Origin of the sequence: Spongiibacter sp. IMCC21906 (assembly GCF_001010805.1) — a bacterium.
Classification (GTDB): Bacteria; Pseudomonadota; Gammaproteobacteria; order Pseudomonadales; family Spongiibacteraceae; genus Spongiibacter.
The window spans coordinates 605,089-622,497 of the sequence record NZ_CP011477.1 but is presented as its reverse complement, the minus strand read 5'-3'; the positions used below and the strand labels follow the sequence as shown (position 1 = coordinate 622,497).

The window sequence follows — 17,409 nt, the reverse complement described above, 5'->3', positions numbered from 1 at the left end:
GATTATGTCTAATAGTCGCTCAGCTCCAACTCGCCTCCCGCTTCCTCAGCAAACTAATTCATAGACACCACCGGCTTAGTCGTGGCACTTTAGTTCGCGAAGACGAGGAGCCTCTATAGAATGAAAACTCGGGAAAAAATTCTACTAACCAGCCTGGCCCTATTCAACAATGAAGGGGAACCCAGCGTCACCACCGTTGATATCGCTAACGAATTAGATATTAGCCCCGGCAACCTCTATTACCATTTTCATGGTAAAGAAGAAATTATCGCGGAACTGTTTGACGCCTTCGAATTGGAACTTCGAGATATTCTCGGTGCTCCCAGTCAAAAAAGCATCAGCGCCCAAGATGCATGGTTTTATCTCTACATCGTATACGAGCAAATATTTAACCATCGCTACCTTTACCGCAATCTCAATGACCTTCTGCAACGCTACCCAGAAATCAGCAGGCGCTTCAACAAACTGCTTGATCTCAAGGTGAATGCCGCCAGAGCAGTAATGGACGAACTGCTCAATCAAGGCTTTGTGGAAATCAGCGAAACCCAATTGGCCAGGCTCTGCGACAGCATCGCACTCAACCTCACGTTTTGGTTAAATTACAGCCAACTACGAGAACACCAAGCCAGCAACGAAATACTGATCCATCAAGGTGTCTTTCAGCTTATGTCCTTGGTTGCACCGTACTTGCGGCCCGAGTTCAGATATTTTTATGATGAATCTTGCGCCTTGTTTGAAGCGCTGGTGCAAAGTGAATAAGCATCAGCCTATTCAAAGCACATAAAATCCCTACCAAGCCTCGCTTCAACGCCCTGCATTTTGCATAATGCCCCACCGTTTTCATCGTAAAGAATTGAAGAGTAATGAATTCACTATCGCAGATTATCGCCAACGAACTAGGCGTTAAAGAAAGCCAAATCAGCGCCGCCATTGCCCTGCTGGACGAAGGTGCTACCGTCCCGTTTATTTCCCGCTATCGAAAAGAAGTCACCGGCGGACTGGACGATACCCAAATGCGGGACCTGGAAACACGACTGACCTACCTGCGAGAACTGGAAAGCCGACGCAGCACGATTATCGACAGTATCCGCGAACAGGAAAAACTCAGCCCAGAGCTGGAGAAAGAACTTCTATCAGCCGACACCAAAAGCCGCCTGGAAGATCTCTACCTTCCCTATAAGCCAAAGCGTCGCACCAAGGGACAAATTGCCATTGAGGCAGGCATCGAGCCACTGGCTAATGCACTTTACGAAAATCCCAATTTAGATCCTGCCACAGAAGCCGCGAATTACTTAAACCCCGAACAGGCTTTTGCTGACATTAAAGCGGTACTGGATGGTGCCAAATATATTTTGATGGAGCGCTTTAGCGAAGACGCCAACCTGCTCAGCCGGCTGCGTAGCTACCTATGGGAGGAAGGCCGCTTAAACAGTGCTGTAATGACGGGTAAAGAACAAGAAGGCGAAAAATTCAGGGACTATTTTGAGCACAGCGAACCGCTAAAAAACACCCCTTCCCATCGTGCTTTGGCCATGTTTAGAGGTCGCAACGAAGGAATTTTGAACCTCAGTATTAAAGTCGGCGACGACGAAAGCCAAAGCAGCCCCTGCGAAGTCATGGTGGCAGAGCACTGGCATATTCGTGACGAAAACCGCCCGGCAGACTCCTGGTTAAAAGAAGTGGTGCGCTGGACTTGGCGCATCAAACTGTATACCCATTTAGAAACCGATCTAATGGGACAACTCAGAGAGCGCGCAGACCAAGGCGCCATTGACGTGTTTGCCCAAAATTTAAAAGACTTGTTACTGGCCGCCCCCGCCGGTCTTCGGGCCACCATCGGCCTAGACCCCGGCTTGCGCACTGGCGTCAAAGTCGCGGTCATTGATGCCACTGGCAAAGTACTGGATCACTGCGCGATATTTCCCACTCCGCCTCAAAACAAAGTCGCAGAGTCTGCAGCGACCTTGTTGCCGCTGATCAAGAAACATAACGTTGCTCTTATCGCGATCGGCAACGGCACCGCCAGCCGGGAAACCGAGCGTTTTGTTAAAGATCTTTTGTCTGCCCACCCCGAGCTGAACTGTAGCAGCGTAATGGTCAATGAAGCTGGCGCATCTGTTTATTCAGCATCAGAATATGCCGCCAAAGAATTTCCCGATTTGGACGTAACGATCCGGGGCGCCATCTCTATTGCCCGCCGCTTGCAAGACCCCTTGGCAGAGCTGGTAAAAATTGACCCCAAATCTATCGGTGTGGGTCAGTACCAACATGACGTATCACAAACAGCCTTATCTCGCTCGCTGGATGCGGTGGTAGAAGACTGTGTGAATGCGGTAGGCGTTGACGTCAACACGGCTTCTCCTGCCCTATTGGCCCGAGTATCCGGCTTGAACAGCGCTATCTCTGCCAATATTGTTGACCATCGCAATCTACACGGCGCCTTTAAAACCCGGACAGCCCTGAAAGATGTCAGTCGCTTTGGTGCCAAAACCTTTGAACAAGCCGCGGGCTTTTTACGGGTCAGTGCCGGCGACAACCCACTCGATGCCTCTGCGGTTCACCCTGAATCGTATTCAGTAGTAGAGAAAATTGTGAAAGCCTGTGGTCGGCCCATCACTAATTTAATGGGCGATAGTGCATTTCTAAAAACACTAAATGCCTCTGAATTCGCTGACGCGCAATTTGGTGTCCCCACGGTTAGCGATATTATCTCTGAGCTAGACAAGCCCGGCCGGGATCCCCGACCCGACTTCAAAACCGCCACCTTTAAAGACGGTATTGAAAAAATCTCCGACCTTGAAGCCGATATGATTCTTGAAGGCGTCGTCACCAACGTCACCAACTTTGGCGCCTTTGTCGATATCGGCGTGCATCAAGATGGTCTGGTGCATATTTCTGCGCTATCCAACAGCTTTGTAAAAGACCCGCATACCGTCGTTAAAGCAGGCGATATTGTCAAAGTCAAAGTGATGGATGTGGATACCCAGCGCAAGCGCATCGCGCTATCCATGCGCCTTGAAGATAAAGCCAGCGAACACGAAACGGCTGGCGCCGCTAGAGACCGCAGTAATAATAGCAATGCAGCTAAGCGGCACAATAGCAAGAGCGCCAACAACGCCGCCAAATCCACAGCCGCGGAAGGCACAATGGCGGCATTATTTGCTCAGGCTAAAAGCAATAAAAATAAGCGCCTGTAACAGGCGCTAGAAAGGTAGGGGACCATCTGGTTGTGGGCAATGTTCGGGATCGAAGCCACGGCCTGACAAGAAGTCCTTGGCACTTTGTTTAAAGGCCTCTTCGTCTGGAGCAAGCTGTAACGCAACAGAAATTGCCATACTCGCGGCCATATCACAGCCGTCGGCTTGCAAGGCGTAAGCGTAATTATTCCAAATATTAGGCTCTTTAGGATTATTGCGCAGCAGCGATTCAAATAAATTGCGGGCTCGCCGGCTATCACCCGTATTCAAGGCCGCATTCGCCGCAGCGGTTAATACCGCAGGCTCCTTCGGCCATTGCGTTAGCGCTTGTTGGTAAAACACATAAGCCAATTCTGGACGACCCGTTTGCTCAAAAGCCAATGCGCTGCGCAAATAACGTAGCGGTTCAGCTGTTGTCGGGACAGTTGTCGAATCCACCACGACCCTTGCCCACTGATCTGCCCGCTGCCATGTGCGAATAAACGTCGCAAAGGGAATTTCGTAATTGCGTTGTTCGCCCGAATGCAAAATTAACGTGTTGTCGCCCAGACGGTAGCCAACCGCCAACGCATAATGCCATTTGGGATACCAGCCAAAACCTAAGTTCTGCAATACCAGAACAGGATTACCCGAATCTAACTCTGACAGTAATGCGCCAAATTCTTTTTCAAGAGGATAAGGCAAAAGCCCTAATTGCCGAGTAGCGGCAGACATTTCTATTGCCAGGGAACCTTTGCGCCCAGGAATAAAGGTTTTGCTGGCAACCGCATCTTGATCGGTTTCAACATTACGGAAATTAGCCACTTCCGCGAGCGCGGCCGGGCCACAGTAATAATCTTGCTGAGGAAAGAAAGGAACATCTAACAGCGCTTGCTGTGATATATCCTGAGGTTGTTCAAACGAAGGAACTGTTGTGCAAGCGCCAAGCGCCATGCACAACAGCATAATGGCATACCTCACCACAACTTAATTAGCTGGGTTCACAAAGGGGAAAATATCCGTCACACCAATAATATCAGTGATAAAGAAAATCAGAACCAACAGTGCTAACAGACCTAATGCACCAGAACCCGCAGGCATGTCGTCCATTTTATCTTGCAACATTGCCAGCTCACTCGCCGTTAGTGAATCAATCCGCGAATCGACATCTTCTGGAGAAACTCCCAAAGCCAGCAAGCGCTCCTTCACATCGCCCTTAGCGAGAGCTTGTTTCATATCGGCCTTGTCGGAAGCGAGTTGTTGCTGAGTAATCATCTGCTCAGTATCGATAACGGCCGCGGTGGCTGCACTCGAGACCAAGCCTGCCCATGCAATGAAAAGACTCATAATTAGTGCGGCTGTCGACTTCTGCGTCGTTTTTCTCATAGTGCTACTCCCTTTTGGTTTAGCTTCTTTAAATCAATAAAACGCGCTGAATGCGTATTCATTTTTACTTAACTTTCTGGGTTCGGCGTAATGGCATTTAACACCAATTGGCCTTTGCTAACAGGAATGGTATTGCCGTTAGGTTTGTTGTCCATGGTAACCGTGCCCACTTCGCCATCAAGGCTATATTCCACTTCATAACCGGTGATTTTTTCGTGCCGATCTTGAACCATTTCACAACGGCGCTCAGTGGTGGAAACCACATTACCCGCCTGCTGACGCTGCTGAACTTTTTTACCCGCGTAACCACCTGCGGCCGCACCCGCAACCGTGGCCACTTTTTTACCATTGCCGCCACCAACCTGGTTGCCTAGTACGCCACCAATAACCGCACCAATCACAGCGCCGGTAATTTGATTTGTGTCTTTTACTTCCGCCTGGCGCTGTACTACTTCGTCATAGCACTGCTCCCGGTCTGTAAAATAAGTTTCTACTACAGGTTGGACATTGATCACCTCGGCAAACTCTGGCGAGCTGTCCAAGTAACTATAACCTGCATAACTGCCCACCGCCGTTACCGCAACGGCTCCAAAAATACCGCCTACTAGCATGGACTTATCCATTGTCTTGCCCTCTTTGCTTATCGATCTTGTTCTAACTACGACCGCCAGTCGGTCTATGAGTGCCAATTCAGAGAGCATCAAAATCGGCACTATTCACACTTAAAGCCGCAGCCCTACTTCCCCGGTAAAACAGCAGCTGCAGCCCTATTCAGCACGTACTAGAGCAGCAAACTCGGTTCAATGACTAAATATAAGCTAGAAGCACTAAATAGACAGCCAGTTCAGACAGTTGTTGCAAGCCACCCAGCACATCGCCGGTATAGCCCCCCAAGCGGCGCTTCAGCCACAGCGTCGCAGCAAGCTTAAGCACCAGTAAAACGACGATAAGCATCAACAAGCTCGCCCACGAGCAGAACAAGAACAGCGGTAGCACGGGCAAGCCCGCCAGCAAGAACTCAGCTCTGGTCATTTGTCTGGCTAGTGGCTGAGCTTTACCTTGAGAGCGTACATAGACAAGATCGAACATAAAGGAGATGGCAAACCAGCGGCTGAGCACATGGGCAAAAAGCAGTGCGCCCACCAGTTTCCCGGCTTCTGCCAATGCCACCAGACTGGCCGCTTTAATAGCCAGCACTGAAAACAAGGTCAGTACGGCAAAGCTACCCAAGCGGGAATCTTTCATTATGCGCAGCACATCGTCGACGGTCTGCCCACCCCCAAAACCATCAGCGCAATCTGCGAGACCATCTTCGTGAAACCCGCCGCTCACAAACAAGGTAGCTGCCATCGACAGCAGCACAGCAACGGTAATAGAGGGGAAAAGCTGATCGGCAATGACAAACACCCCTGCGCCAACAGCAGCTAACAATAACCCCACCAGCGGAAAATACAGACAGGCGCGATTGAGCTTTTCCTCGCTAAAATCCGGGTCATTCGGAACCGGAATCCGAGTTAAAAAACCTATTGCCAGTAGCAATGTTTGCCACTCCCGGCGCCAGTGAATCATCGATGACGTATCCTTTTGTATTGAGGTGCTTACCGAATAAATTGTTTTGCAGCCCATATAAACACCAACCGTTTAGAGCGGTGACGCTACCATGATAACGCAAACACGGTTATTGAATTCCGAGTTACTGTCGTTGTCAGCACAAAGACGAGGCATTTAAGCATGGTAGAGTTTCCAAGCTCTGCTAAACTGCCAAAGCGCTTCGAGCATAAGGGCTACAGGTTTAAATACCTGCCTGAAGCAATAAGCCCATTTCACTCTACAAGGTAAAAGGACGATCAAATGAGCATACAAGTTGGCGACAAGATTCCCTCTTTAAACTTGAAGGTTCTGGGAGAAAAGGGCCCTGAAGACATTAGTACTGACAGTATTTTTAGCGGTAAAAAAGTCGTGATGTTTGCCGTCCCCGGCGCATTTACCCCCGGCTGCAGCGTAACCCACCTGCCCGGTTACGTCGTTAATGCCGATACCATCAAAGCCAGGGGCGTAGACACCATTGCCTGCCTGGCCGTGAACGATGCCTTTGTTATGGACGCTTGGGGCAAAGCCTCGAATGCAGAAGAGCTGCTGATGCTAGCCGACGGCAACGCCGAGTTTACCAAAGCGGTAGGACTGGAAATGGACGGCAGTGGTTTTGGCATGGGGCTGCGCTCACAACGCTACGCGATGATTGTCGACGACGGTAAAATCTCTCATTTAGCCGTAGAACCCGCTGGTGGCGTTGATGTTAGCGCCGCGGAAAAAATCCTCAAACAACTGTGAAACCTATCCCGCACGCGCCCCGCGTGCTGGTCTTTGATTCCGGCGTCGGCTCGTTGAGTATCGGCGCCGAAATTCATCGTCTGCTTCCCGATCTTGATCTACTTTATGCAATGGACCGGGGCGGCTTTCCTTACGGTCAATGGCAAGAACAGCCACTGGCTGAGCATATTTGTCGCAAAATCCTCGACGTACTAATCGATCACCCCTGCGATATGCTCGTGGTCGCTTGTAACTCTGCCAGCACGGCCGTATTACCGTCACTGAGGTCCCAAGTTGCTATTCCCGTGGTGGGCGTGGTACCTGCCATTAAACCCGCAGCCCAACAAAGCAGCAGTGGCGTCATCGGTCTGCTGGCCACACCCGGTACCATTTCACGCCCCTACACCGCGCAACTCATTGCTGATTTTGCCAGCCATTGCCACGTTATTACCGCTGGTGACCCCGGCCTAGCAAGCGCAGTAGAAACCTTTTTTTGGCGGGGTGAAAACTCACCAGCGGCGTGGCGACAAGCCATTATGCACCTTGCAGAAAAACCACGATTCGCCGAGATGGACACGGTCGTACTGGCCTGCACCCATTTTCCCCTGGTGCAACAGCAACTGGCTAAAGAATTAACCCTGTTCGGTAAGGAGGTCAGCTGGATCGACTCGGGGCAAGCCATTGCCAGGCGCGTGGCACAGCTGCTGAACGAATCCGGGACAACACGAGAATTGAAGCAAACCGGCAGCCAAGAGGCCCTACTCCTCGGCGAGCCCGAGGACAGCGACAGCTTGGCAGCGGTATTAAAAAACCGTGGAATTCGTCTACTCAGCGGCCGTTAAAAAGCTCGGCCTGTTGCCGAAACGCATCGACTTCGGCATTCATTTCCGCCATCACCCGACTATACGCCGCAATGCGTTGATCGCGACTAGCCTCGGTATCCTTACCGCTGGTCATGGCGATGGTTCCCATTCGATCTAAACAATCTAAATACCGATCAGCCTGGGTCAAATAGGTCTGCAAAACCTGTTTAGCAGACATCATATCCACCCGGCGATCTTGGGTTCCGTCTATCTCCAGCTCCGGCTGCACTGGCTGCTTGCACTGGGCAGCAACACCCCCAGCCGTTACCATTATGATCAAACCAATAAACCATTTTAATTGCATGCCCACATCCTCTGTACGGCGGGTAATTTAGCGATATAAGCCCCGCTGTACGCAGGACTCAGCCGTCACCAAGACTTCATTCTTTCCATTAACACATCAGCACCGGTACGAATCATTGCTTCATTGGCAGAACCGGGCTGGGCGCCAGAACGCATAATTGCTTCTTGTACTGCAATTTCCTTAGCCATGTCTTCGTAGGTTTTTTGCGCAACAGGCTCGCCATCTTCGGTTTTTCGCTCACCTTTTGCTGCCGCCACAATTTCGGCTTCTTGCTCGGAGCCGGGGGCGACACCACCTCTGGCCATCGCCTCTTGAATGGCGAGGTATTCTGCGACTTCATCGTCGTTTAATTGGCGGCCATCTTCGTCAAAAACAGCATCATTACGCTGATATGCTATTTCTGGAGATTGCCCCATACCCATACGAATCAGCGCCGCTTCTTTAGAATCCTCTGGTGCGTTGGCTTTTTCCACCGCCATTTCTACCGCTCTAGCTTTAGCAATTTGCTGGCCGGTGACTGGCTGGCCAGCACGATTATATAGCTGCCAGTGGCTGTAAGCTTGGGTTTGCTGTTGTGTTGGCGCAGCTTCGCGGCCGGTGTTTTGATTGCCAGCGTCAGCCAGCACCGAGGCACTTGCCAGCCATGACACCCCCGCCAGTACCGCCACTAAACCTTTACCCATGTTGATCTCCTTAGCATTGTTTTAATTTCTTTCCATCATACCTGCAAATTCACCACGACCCCATTCAGAGACTTCAGTGGCGATGTGGTAGCATAAAGCCATGACTGAACCTACGTTGCCATTACAAGACGACTTTGGCCGCCGAGTTGATTACCTACGCCTGTCGGTCACTGATCGCTGCGATTTTCGCTGCGTGTACTGCATGGCAGAAGATATGCAGTTTCTGCCACGCTCGCAGATTCTCAGCCTTGAGCAGCTTTACGATATTTCCAGCGCATTCGTTCGCCTGGGCGTCAAAAAAATTCGCCTGACCGGCGGTGAGCCCCTGGTTCGCAACAATATGTTACAACTCGTTGAGCAGCTGGGGCAGCTCGACGGCTTAGAGCAGCTACACCTCACCACCAATGGCTCTCGGCTGGATAAATTTGCCAAACCCCTAAAGGCCGCGGGACTGAGTGGGATCAATATTAGCTTAGACAGTCTGCAGCCCGAGCGCTTTAAACAGCTCACCCGAACCGGCGACCTGCACAAGGTGCTGGCAGGAATTGATGCCGCCCGAGATGCGGGGTTTAAACGCATCAAGCTCAATGCAGTGGTACTCAAAGGCCGCAACGATGACGAAGTGGTGGATTTGGTAGAATTTGCCCGGGATCGGGAAATAGACATCAGCTTTATTGAAGAAATGCCCTTAGGTCAAATTGACGAGCACAACCGAGCCCTCGCTTTTTGCAGCAGTGAAGAGATTCGTCAGCAAATTCAGCAACGTTACCCATTAACCGCATCAGACGAAACAACCGGCGGTCCGTCCCGTTATTACCGCATGACCGATAGCACCAGCCGCATTGGTTTTATCTCTCCCCACAGTCACAATTTTTGCCATCTATGTAACCGGGTGAGACTCACCGTAGAAGGCCGGCTACTGTTGTGTCTGGGCAATGAACACTCCGCCGATTTAAAAAGTGTGGTTGACCAGTTCCCCGGCAACCAAAAACGACTTGAACAGGCGATTTTAGATGCCATGCCCCTCAAGCCTGAGCGTCACCATTTTGACTTGGACGACTCTCCACAAATCGTCCGCTTTATGAATATGACCGGCGGCTAGCCGGAGTTCATTAATGGACGCGGCCCGCCTTATCGAGCATTTACAGCTAGAACCCCACATCGAGGGCGGTTTTTTTCGCCGCAGCTATACCTCATCAGCAACGTCCCAAGCCGAGATATCGTCTCTGCCTGGCACGGCAGCATCACGACCGGCAATGAGCAGCATTTATTATCTGCTCAGCAATCACAGTCCCACCGGTTTTTTGCACCGCAATCGCTCAGAAATCATGCATTACTGGCAGGGCGGCGGCGCCATTCGCTATACCCTTCTGCTGCAGGATGGCAGTTTACGCTGTGCCGTGTTGGGACCAGACCTGCTCGCCGGGCAGCAACTCCAATTACTGGCTCCCGCTAACTGCTGGAAGGCCAGCGAGCTTATTGCGAGTCACTATGACTACGGCTTAATTTCCGAGGCGGTCTGCCCCGGTTTTGATTACCAAGACCACCAACTCGCCACCCCCATCGACATACAATCCCAATTTTCTCAGCACTGGCCAACCCTTGCCCATCTGGTCAAAGCCCTGCCGCATAACGAGAACCGTCCATGAAACCACCCCAAGCCATTCAAGACCTTATCGCCAACTTGGCGACTCAGGGATATATCGCCAGTTCGAGTATTGCCACCACCTTATATTTAGCCCAGCAGCTAGAACGGCCTATTCTGATAGAAGGCCCACCCGGGGTCGGTAAAACCGAACTGGCCAACGCCACCTCGGCCATGCTGGGCTCGCCGCTGCTGCGCTTGCAATGCTACGAAGGTCTAGATGAAAGTAAGGCGCTATACGACTGGAAATACAGCAAGCAACTACTCTATGTGCAGGTATTGAAAGAGCAGCTCCATGAGCTGTTAGCGGGGGCCAGCGGCCTGCACGCAGCGGTGGAGCGGCTGCATAATTTTGACGACATCTTTTACTCAGAAAATTTTCTTGAGCCACGGCCGTTGCTCAAAGCACTGCAAACCGAAACCCCCGCACTCCTGTTGATTGATGAAATTGATAAAGCCGACTACGAATTTGAATCATTGCTGCTGGAAATTCTTGCCGACTTTCAGGTTAGCATTCCCGAAATTGGCCGTATCACAGCCAAGGCCAATCCACTGGTAATGCTCACGAGCAACAATACCCGGGAATTAAGTGATGCCCTTAAACGCCGCTGCCTCCACCTGTACATCCCTTTTCCAGAAGCCAAGCTGGAAGCGCAAATTGTGCAAAGCCGGGTGCCGAATGCACCCGCAGAACTGCGTCAACAACTGGTCAACTTTGTACAACAATTGCGGGAGATGGATCTGAAGAAACTCCCCGCTATCAGTGAAACCATTGATTGGGCACGCAGCTTGATACTGCTGCATAGCCAAGAACTCTCCACTGACCTGGTGCAAGACACGCTGAACGTATTGCTCAAATACGAGGAGGATATTGCGCTGGTGACGCCAGAAATATCCCAGTTGCTGAAAGCCCGGCATTAAATCCAACACTTCGCCCGCAGGTCATTTTGTGGATACGGTTCTTCTACAGTTTATTCGTCATTTGCGCCACCACGGCATCGCGGTATCCCCCGCTGAAACCTTGGACGCCATGCGAGTGGCGGCAACGCTGGGCTATAGCAATAAACAGCTACTCTACGATGGCTTGCAAAGCTGTCTAGCTAAATCCTGCCAAGAGCAGGCGCAGTTTGCCGAGTGCTTTGTAAAATTTTTTAATTTCACTAACGCCTCGACTCCACCACAGCAAGATTCAGACGCTGAAGCTAGCACTGCAGAGCACGACGCCTCTGGCAACCGTGAACCCGGCAACAATAGTGAACCCGGTAGCCATGGCAATTCCACTCCAGCCCTACCGGGTAGAGGCAGCGGCGGTGGAGGCCAAGGCGAAAGTCTACAACTCGAATTAATGCAGGCTGCCGCCGAGATCGGCCTTGAAAATATTCGCTATCCCAGCCAGCGCAATCTCTATCGTAATCGCTTAGAACAGGCGCTAGCCCACTCCGTCACCGGCCTTGAGCTTCACCAACTTGAACAGGGCAAGCAAGAAGATCGACAACGGGCGCGCTGGTTGCGGCAGCGACGAGAACAGGCTCTGCAGCAAGCCGGTGAGCTCGTTGACCGCCAACTGCAACTTAACAACCAGGCGGAAACCCGCCAACACCAAGAAGCCAGAATGAAGGATATGGCCATTGGTGCCATCGACAGTTACTACCGCAAGCAGCTGCCAGAACTGGTTCGCAAGCTCGCCCGAAAGCTGGCCTCCCGGCATCGCCAGCATTATCGCCGCAGTCATCGTGGTCGCTTAGATCTGGGCAAAACCCTCAAACAAAACATCGCCTACGATGGCGTACCGTTTCGCCGCCATTGGAAAAGCACTCGCAAAACCCGCAGTGAGTTGTTTGTGCTCTGCGACATCAGCGGCTCAGTGGCCACCTGGTCCGAGTTACTGCTGGTCTTTCTCCACGCCTTGAGCGACGTCATCCCCAAAACCCGCAGCTTTGTATTTTGTAATGAAAGTGTAGAGGTAAGCGATTACTTTCAACGCTTTAGCTCTGAGCAAGCCATCAGCGAGATTTTCCGCCAACACGGCATGGCCAGCAGTGGCTATGGCAGTGCCTTGGATGGCTTTTTTACTAACCACGGTGCCGATATCAGCCGGCACTCCACCGTGATTATTTTAGGTGATGGTCGTTGCAACGGTTCGGCAACCGGTATTGAATCACTGCGTAAAATTTACCAACGCGCACGGTTGGTTTTGTGGTTCAATCCCGAAGCGCGCAATCGTTGGGACACGGGTGATTCAGAAATACGCCGGTTTCGCAGCGCCTGCCACCATATTGCTGAATGCGGTAGCATTCGGCAGTTGGAGCGACTACTAGATGATCTGCTCACGGTGCTGCATTAACACGATAATTCCGGGCTGACAGTCGGCTATGTTCAGTACAATAGTCGCAATTAAAGTAGTGTTAGCAAATCCTTCTCACTAAGATGGGCGCAGTTCTAATCAACTGACTTCGCTATGAACAGAATCAAGCATTTCATTCGCCAATCCTTTATCGGTGGTTTTTTGGTTATTGCCCCGGCAGTGATCATCTTGCTGGCGTTTCGCTGGGCGGTAAATGGGGTCAGAGATTTGATTGCCCCGCTGGCAACACCACTGGCTAACGCCTCAGGGGCGCCGCCACTGCTGATAGACATCCTAGTGGTCTTCAGCATTTTATTTACCTGCTTTGTGGTGGGCACCTTAGTTGCCACCAGCGCAGGGCGGCTGATACAGAATTTTATCGATCGCCACCTTTCCCGCTTTGCTCCAGGCTACCGTATGGTGCGGGATATCCTTAAGCAAATGCTCGGCAATGACAGCAACTCGCCCTTTAATCGCGGCGAGGTGGCCGTGGTCAAACTCTATGGCGTCGATATTCCCACCATGGCAACCGCCATCATTACCAGCCGCCACGACAATGGCTGGTTTAGCGTTTTTGTTCCCACCGGCCCCAATCCCACCTCGGGCTTTGTTTATCATCTGCCTCCAGAGTGTGTTCAGCCCCGTCCCGATATCAAGCTGGATACCGCTTTTAAATCCATCATCGCCTGTGGTGCCGGTTCTGCCGAGCTAAACATTACCGCTGGTGTCGTCGACCTTGAGCCAAGCTAATGTCCCGCTACGCGGAGGCCATTTCGTGCCTATAAGCCTGCTCAGACCGGCGTTAAAGGTCAGCAGTTTTGTGTTGTTTGTGTTCGGCATCATGATGAGCGTGCCACTATTGCTGGCGCTGATTTATGGCACCGGCAACGGCGAAAATTTTGCCCTGTCCATTGCCATCACCGAACTACTGGCCAGCGGTGGGTGGTTGTTGTCCCGCGGCCATAAAACCCAAACCCTCGCACCTAGACATATGTTTTTAATGACCACCATGTCCTGGCTGGTGATTTGCCTTACCGGCGCATTGCCATTTTATTTCTTTGACGGCTTTCCCACCCTCAGCGACGCCGTCTTTGAATCGGTGTCTGGCCTCACCACCACCGGCTCTACCGTAATGGTCGGACTAGACAATATGCCCCACGACATTTTGGTATGGCGCTCCATGCTGCAGTGGGTCGGCGGCTTGGGCGTGATCGGTATGGCCGTGGCGATACTGCCCTTTTTACGGGTGGGGGGCATGAAGCTATTCCAAACCGAATCCTCCGACTGGTCAGATAAAGCCATACCTCAGTCCAGAGCCATGGTGACATGGATCATTTATGCCTACATCATTCTGACCTTTATTTGCACGCTGGCGTATATGCTGGCGGGCATGGACGGCTTCCACGCAGTAAACCATGCCATGACCACCATCAGCACCGGCGGCTACTCCACCTCTGACCAATCTTTTGCCCAGTTTGTCGATATTCCCAGCCACTGGATTGCCGTGATCTTTATGCTGATTGGGGCCATGCCCTTTAGCATATATGTCCACTTTTTGATTAAGCGAAACTGGCAGGTATTTAAAGACCAGCAAATTCGCGGTTTTTTGCTCACCGCCACAGTAATCAGTCTAGTGCTGGGTATTTATCTGGCGGCCAATAGCGAGTTAGACACCCCCCACGCCATCACCCTGGCCGCCTTTAATATTGTCTCGGTGATCACCACTACCGGCTATGCCAGCAGCGACTACACCTTGTGGGGCAGCTTCTCGGTGGTGGTATTTTTCTTTGTTATGTTTATTGGCGGCTGCTCTGGCTCCACTGCCGGGGGAATCAAAATATTTCGTTTTCAGCTGTTCTTTATGATGCTGAAAGAAAGCGCCATGCGGGCAGTCCATCCTCGCGCCATTCTACGTCGGCGCTATAACTCTCAACCCGTGGACGACAGCATTATTTTTTCAACGGCGGCCTTTATTTTTACCGTAATTATTAGCCTTGTTGCGTTAACTCTGCTGCTGTCACTTTGTGGTTTAGACTTGGTCACCAGCTTTACCGGCGCCGCCACCGCGCTAATGAATGTAGGACCTGGTTTGGGCGATATTATTGGGCCAGCAGGAAATTTTGCCAGTTTGCCAGATAGCGCAAAATGGCTGCTGAGTGTCGGTATGCTGTTGGGCCGTTTGGAGTTTATGACTGTAATACTGATATTAATGCCCACTTATTGGCGGGGCTAATAACGCTAATTTGGCAGTTACTGGGGTTTTCTACAGGCAAAAAAAATGGGCGCTCATTAGAGCGCCCTAATTTACCTAGAGTAGGAGACTTCAAATGATTAGAGACAGGCTTCTCAACAAAGTTCAGCATCACCTCAAAAAATAGACTGTTTCTCTACGAGAACGATAATTGCCGCCACCTTCAAGCGTCTATCAAGCAGCCATTTTCACCCAGAGCATTGTTCATCCTTAAACACGACATTACACTGAGCGGCCTTTTGCTGCTCCCACGAGGACAGGATTTTGGCGACACCGCTAGCACAACGCCTCGCTTTTTTTGAGCGGGCAAACAACACCTCCCTGTTAACCGAGCTTAGACGGGGGATAGAAAAAGAAAGTCTCCGGACCGATGCCTCTGGAAAACTGGCCCTAAGCCCGCATCCGGCGGCCTTTGGCTCAGCCATGACGCATCCGTCTATCACCACGGACTTTTCTGAAGCCTTACTGGAATTTATTACACCGGTAAGCCGTTCCATCGACGACACCCTCAATGAACTGGATGCCATCCACCGCTTTGCCTATGCAGAGCTGGGTGAAGAAATACTCTGGAATGCCAGCATGCCCTGTATCTTGGGCAAACAAGACGACGACATTCCCGTTGCCCAATACGGCAACAGCAACCCCGCCAAAATGAAAACCCGCTATCGACTGGGCCTGGGCCATCGCTATAGCCGCAAAATGCAAACCATCTCTGGCATTCACTATAATTTTTCGCTCCCCCCCGCGCTGTGGCAAGCCCTGTATGCCGAAGAGGGCGGTGGCGGCAATTTCGATGATTTTGTCACCGAACGCTATTTTGCGCTGATTCGTAACTTCCGTCGCTACGCCTGGTTACTGGTGTATCTGTTTGGCGCCGCACCGGCGGTATCGCGCTGCTTTTTAAACGGCAAACCAAACAGTCTACAGCCATTGGGCGATATCACCCTTTACAAACCCAAGGCCACTTCGCTACGCATGGGCGATTTGGGCTACCAAAGCGACGCCCAGAAAAACCTGAATATCTGCTACAACCGCATGGATAATTACATTAATACCCTGCGCGAGGCCATTATCACCTCTCATCCAGATTACGAGGGATTTCCCAAAGACCAGCAGCTTTCTACGGGGTTGTTACAGATAGAAAATGAATTTTACAGCCCGATTCGGCCCAAGCGGGTCACCGCCAGTGGCGAGATTCCACTGGGGGCACTGCAACGTGGCGGTGTCGAATATATTGAAGTGCGCTGCCTGGACGTTAACCCTATGTTGCCGGTCGGCATCGATGCCGAACAGATTCGCTTTCTTGATGCCTTCTTAATGTTCTGCCTCTGCGATGACAGCCCCTATTGCGATGACGATGTGAATGCCGCCACCATCGCCAATATGCTAAAAGTAGTGGACAGCGGCCGCGAAGCAAACCTGCAGTTATGCGATAAAGGTCAAAAACGCACCTTGGCTGACTGGGGAAATGAACTACTTGATGGCGTCGATCAATTAGCCGCTCTGCTAGACAAGGCCCACGGCGGCGACAACTATCTGCAAAGCAGTCGCAAACAGCGCGCGAAACTGAGCGACTCCAGCCTCACGCCGTCGGCACAAATTGTTGCGCAATTGGAAACACACACCCTTAGCTACCATGATTTTGCCCTGCAAAGCTCTCAGCAACATGCCGACAGCTTCCGTCGTCGAGGCTTAAGCAGCGCAGAAGCACAGCGCTTTGCGGATCTTAACGCCCAATCCCAAGCTGAGCTGCAGGCACTGGAAGAAACCGCCGACCTGGAATCTTTTGACACTTATTTGCAGCGCTTCTACGAGCAATACCAACAGCTGTGAATTACCTCGCTCACTTTCATCTGGCTGCCACCATCGCCCCACAAAGCCCTTATAGCCAACAGGCTTTGCTAGTTGGGGGGCTGCTGGGCGATTTTGTAAAAGGGCCATTAAAAGGCGAGTGGCCCGACGACTGGGAAGCGGGCATTCGCCTGCATCGACGTATCGATGCCCTCACCGACCACCACCCACTATCACGACAATGTCTAGACTTGCTACCCCGGGAATACCGCCGCTATGGCGGCATTATGCTGGACCTCTGTTTTGACCACTGTTTGAGCCAACACTGGTCACGCTACCATGCTGAGCCGCTACTTGAATTCAATCGCAGGGCCTACAATAAAGTGCTGGCAGAACAGCATCGCTACCCCAAAGCGGCCGCCCGGCAAATTAGCATTTTGGCCCAATATGATGTGCTTAGCGGCATGGGCGACTGGCAGCGCATCGTCGCTATGTTGGAACGAATTGGCCAACGCTTGAAGCGAGAAAACCCCTTGGCCAAATGCGGCGATGTATTGGCCGTGCATTTACCCGAAATTGATCAGCGCTTTCATTGTCTATACCCCGAGCTACTGCAGCAGCTACAAAACGAATTTTCTACACCAGCTTCAAGCTAA

The 17,409-nt window shown here is 51.6% G+C and carries 18 protein-coding genes; 12 read left to right on the top strand and 6 right to left on the bottom strand.

The genetic code is table 11. The features are described from left to right. Window positions 1-120 precede the first annotated feature (120 nt). Both IMCC21906_RS02825 and IMCC21906_RS02820 read left to right on the top strand, forming a co-directional pair. Window positions 121-759, top strand: coding sequence for a TetR/AcrR family transcriptional regulator (locus IMCC21906_RS02825; protein WP_047010899.1), 639 nt, complete (start codon window positions 121-123; stop codon window positions 757-759). A 104-nt stretch (window positions 760-863) separates the two neighbouring features. Beyond that, window positions 864-3,197, top strand: coding sequence for a Tex family protein (locus IMCC21906_RS02820; RefSeq protein ID WP_047010898.1), 2,334 nt, complete (start codon window positions 864-866; stop codon window positions 3,195-3,197). A 6-nt stretch (window positions 3,198-3,203) separates the two neighbouring features. On the opposite strand, the gene IMCC21906_RS02815 is transcribed toward IMCC21906_RS02820, so the two are convergent. From IMCC21906_RS02815 to IMCC21906_RS02800, 4 genes are all read right to left on the bottom strand, one after another. Then, the gene (locus IMCC21906_RS02815) at window positions 3,204-4,142 is read right to left on the bottom strand and encodes a PA2778 family cysteine peptidase (RefSeq protein WP_047010897.1); all 939 of its coding nucleotides are present in this window, start codon (window positions 4,140-4,142) and stop codon (window positions 3,204-3,206) included. Window positions 4,143-4,163: 21 nt separating this feature from the next. Continuing rightward, the gene (locus tag IMCC21906_RS02810; protein ID WP_156165971.1) at window positions 4,164-4,562 is read right to left on the bottom strand and encodes a PA2779 family protein; all 399 of its coding nucleotides are present in this window, start codon (window positions 4,560-4,562) and stop codon (window positions 4,164-4,166) included. Between the two features lie 68 nt (window positions 4,563-4,630). After that, entirely contained in the window at window positions 4,631-5,185 is a 555-nt protein-coding gene (locus tag IMCC21906_RS02805; RefSeq protein ID WP_047010895.1) for a glycine zipper 2TM domain-containing protein, read from the bottom strand. Between the two features lie 184 nt (window positions 5,186-5,369). Further along, window positions 5,370-6,131, bottom strand: coding sequence for an adenosylcobinamide-GDP ribazoletransferase (locus IMCC21906_RS02800; protein WP_047010894.1), 762 nt, complete (start codon window positions 6,129-6,131; stop codon window positions 5,370-5,372). A gap of 282 nt (window positions 6,132-6,413) precedes the next feature. Here IMCC21906_RS02800 and IMCC21906_RS02795 point away from each other — a divergent pair, with 282 nt between their 5' ends. Continuing rightward, window positions 6,414-6,893 (top strand): peroxiredoxin, encoded by a 480-nt coding sequence (locus IMCC21906_RS02795; protein ID WP_047010893.1) that lies wholly within the window; start codon window positions 6,414-6,416, stop codon window positions 6,891-6,893. A gap of 23 nt (window positions 6,894-6,916) precedes the next feature. Next, window positions 6,917-7,714: a glutamate racemase gene (gene murI, locus IMCC21906_RS02790; protein ID WP_197085937.1), complete on the top strand. Its 798-nt coding sequence runs from the start codon at window positions 6,917-6,919 to the stop codon at window positions 7,712-7,714. Here the strand turns inward: murI and IMCC21906_RS02785 are convergent. Both IMCC21906_RS02785 and IMCC21906_RS02780 read right to left on the bottom strand, forming a co-directional pair. Beyond that, window positions 7,701-8,039, bottom strand: a complete 339-nt coding sequence (locus IMCC21906_RS02785) for a hypothetical protein (protein WP_047010892.1) — start codon at window positions 8,037-8,039, stop codon at window positions 7,701-7,703. The two genes, murI and IMCC21906_RS02785, sit on opposite strands and share 14 nt — an antisense overlap. Before the next feature lie 65 nt (window positions 8,040-8,104). Next, a complete protein-coding gene (locus IMCC21906_RS02780) occupies window positions 8,105-8,722 on the bottom strand; it encodes a hypothetical protein (RefSeq protein ID WP_047010891.1) in 618 nt (205 codons plus the stop codon). Between the two features lie 100 nt (window positions 8,723-8,822). On the opposite strand from IMCC21906_RS02780, the gene moaA reads away from it, so the two are divergent. The 8 genes from moaA to IMCC21906_RS02740 all read left to right on the top strand — a co-directional run bounded on the left by moaA (window position 8,823) and on the right by IMCC21906_RS02740 (window position 17,409). Next, complete coding sequence (gene moaA / locus IMCC21906_RS02775; protein ID WP_047010890.1) at window positions 8,823-9,824, top strand: GTP 3',8-cyclase MoaA; 1,002 nt, start codon at window positions 8,823-8,825, stop codon at window positions 9,822-9,824. 13 nt (window positions 9,825-9,837) lie between these two features. Beyond that, window positions 9,838-10,371, top strand: coding sequence for a cupin domain-containing protein (locus IMCC21906_RS02770; protein WP_047010889.1), 534 nt, complete (start codon window positions 9,838-9,840; stop codon window positions 10,369-10,371). Then, window positions 10,368-11,288, top strand: coding sequence for a MoxR family ATPase (locus tag IMCC21906_RS02765; RefSeq protein WP_047010888.1), 921 nt, complete (start codon window positions 10,368-10,370; stop codon window positions 11,286-11,288). Before IMCC21906_RS02770 ends, IMCC21906_RS02765 begins: the two co-directional genes overlap by 4 nt. A 28-nt stretch (window positions 11,289-11,316) precedes the next feature. Further along, window positions 11,317-12,711, top strand: a complete 1,395-nt coding sequence (locus tag IMCC21906_RS02760; RefSeq protein ID WP_047010887.1) for a VWA domain-containing protein — start codon at window positions 11,317-11,319, stop codon at window positions 12,709-12,711. 114 nt (window positions 12,712-12,825) lie between these two features. Continuing rightward, entirely contained in the window at window positions 12,826-13,461 is a 636-nt protein-coding gene (locus tag IMCC21906_RS02755; RefSeq protein ID WP_047010886.1) for a DUF502 domain-containing protein, read from the top strand. Window positions 13,462-13,486: 25 nt separating this feature from the next. Continuing rightward, window positions 13,487-14,944 (top strand): TrkH family potassium uptake protein, encoded by a 1,458-nt coding sequence (locus IMCC21906_RS02750; protein WP_231580307.1) that lies wholly within the window; start codon window positions 13,487-13,489, stop codon window positions 14,942-14,944. Between the two features lie 282 nt (window positions 14,945-15,226). Continuing rightward, on the top strand, window positions 15,227-16,795 hold the full coding sequence (gshA, locus tag IMCC21906_RS02745) for a glutamate--cysteine ligase (protein ID WP_047010885.1): 1,569 nt from the start codon (window positions 15,227-15,229) through the stop codon (window positions 16,793-16,795). Beyond that, the gene (locus tag IMCC21906_RS02740; protein ID WP_082117325.1) at window positions 16,792-17,409 is read left to right on the top strand and encodes an ACP phosphodiesterase; all 618 of its coding nucleotides are present in this window, start codon (window positions 16,792-16,794) and stop codon (window positions 17,407-17,409) included. The genes gshA and IMCC21906_RS02740 overlap by 4 nt, the downstream gene beginning before the upstream one ends.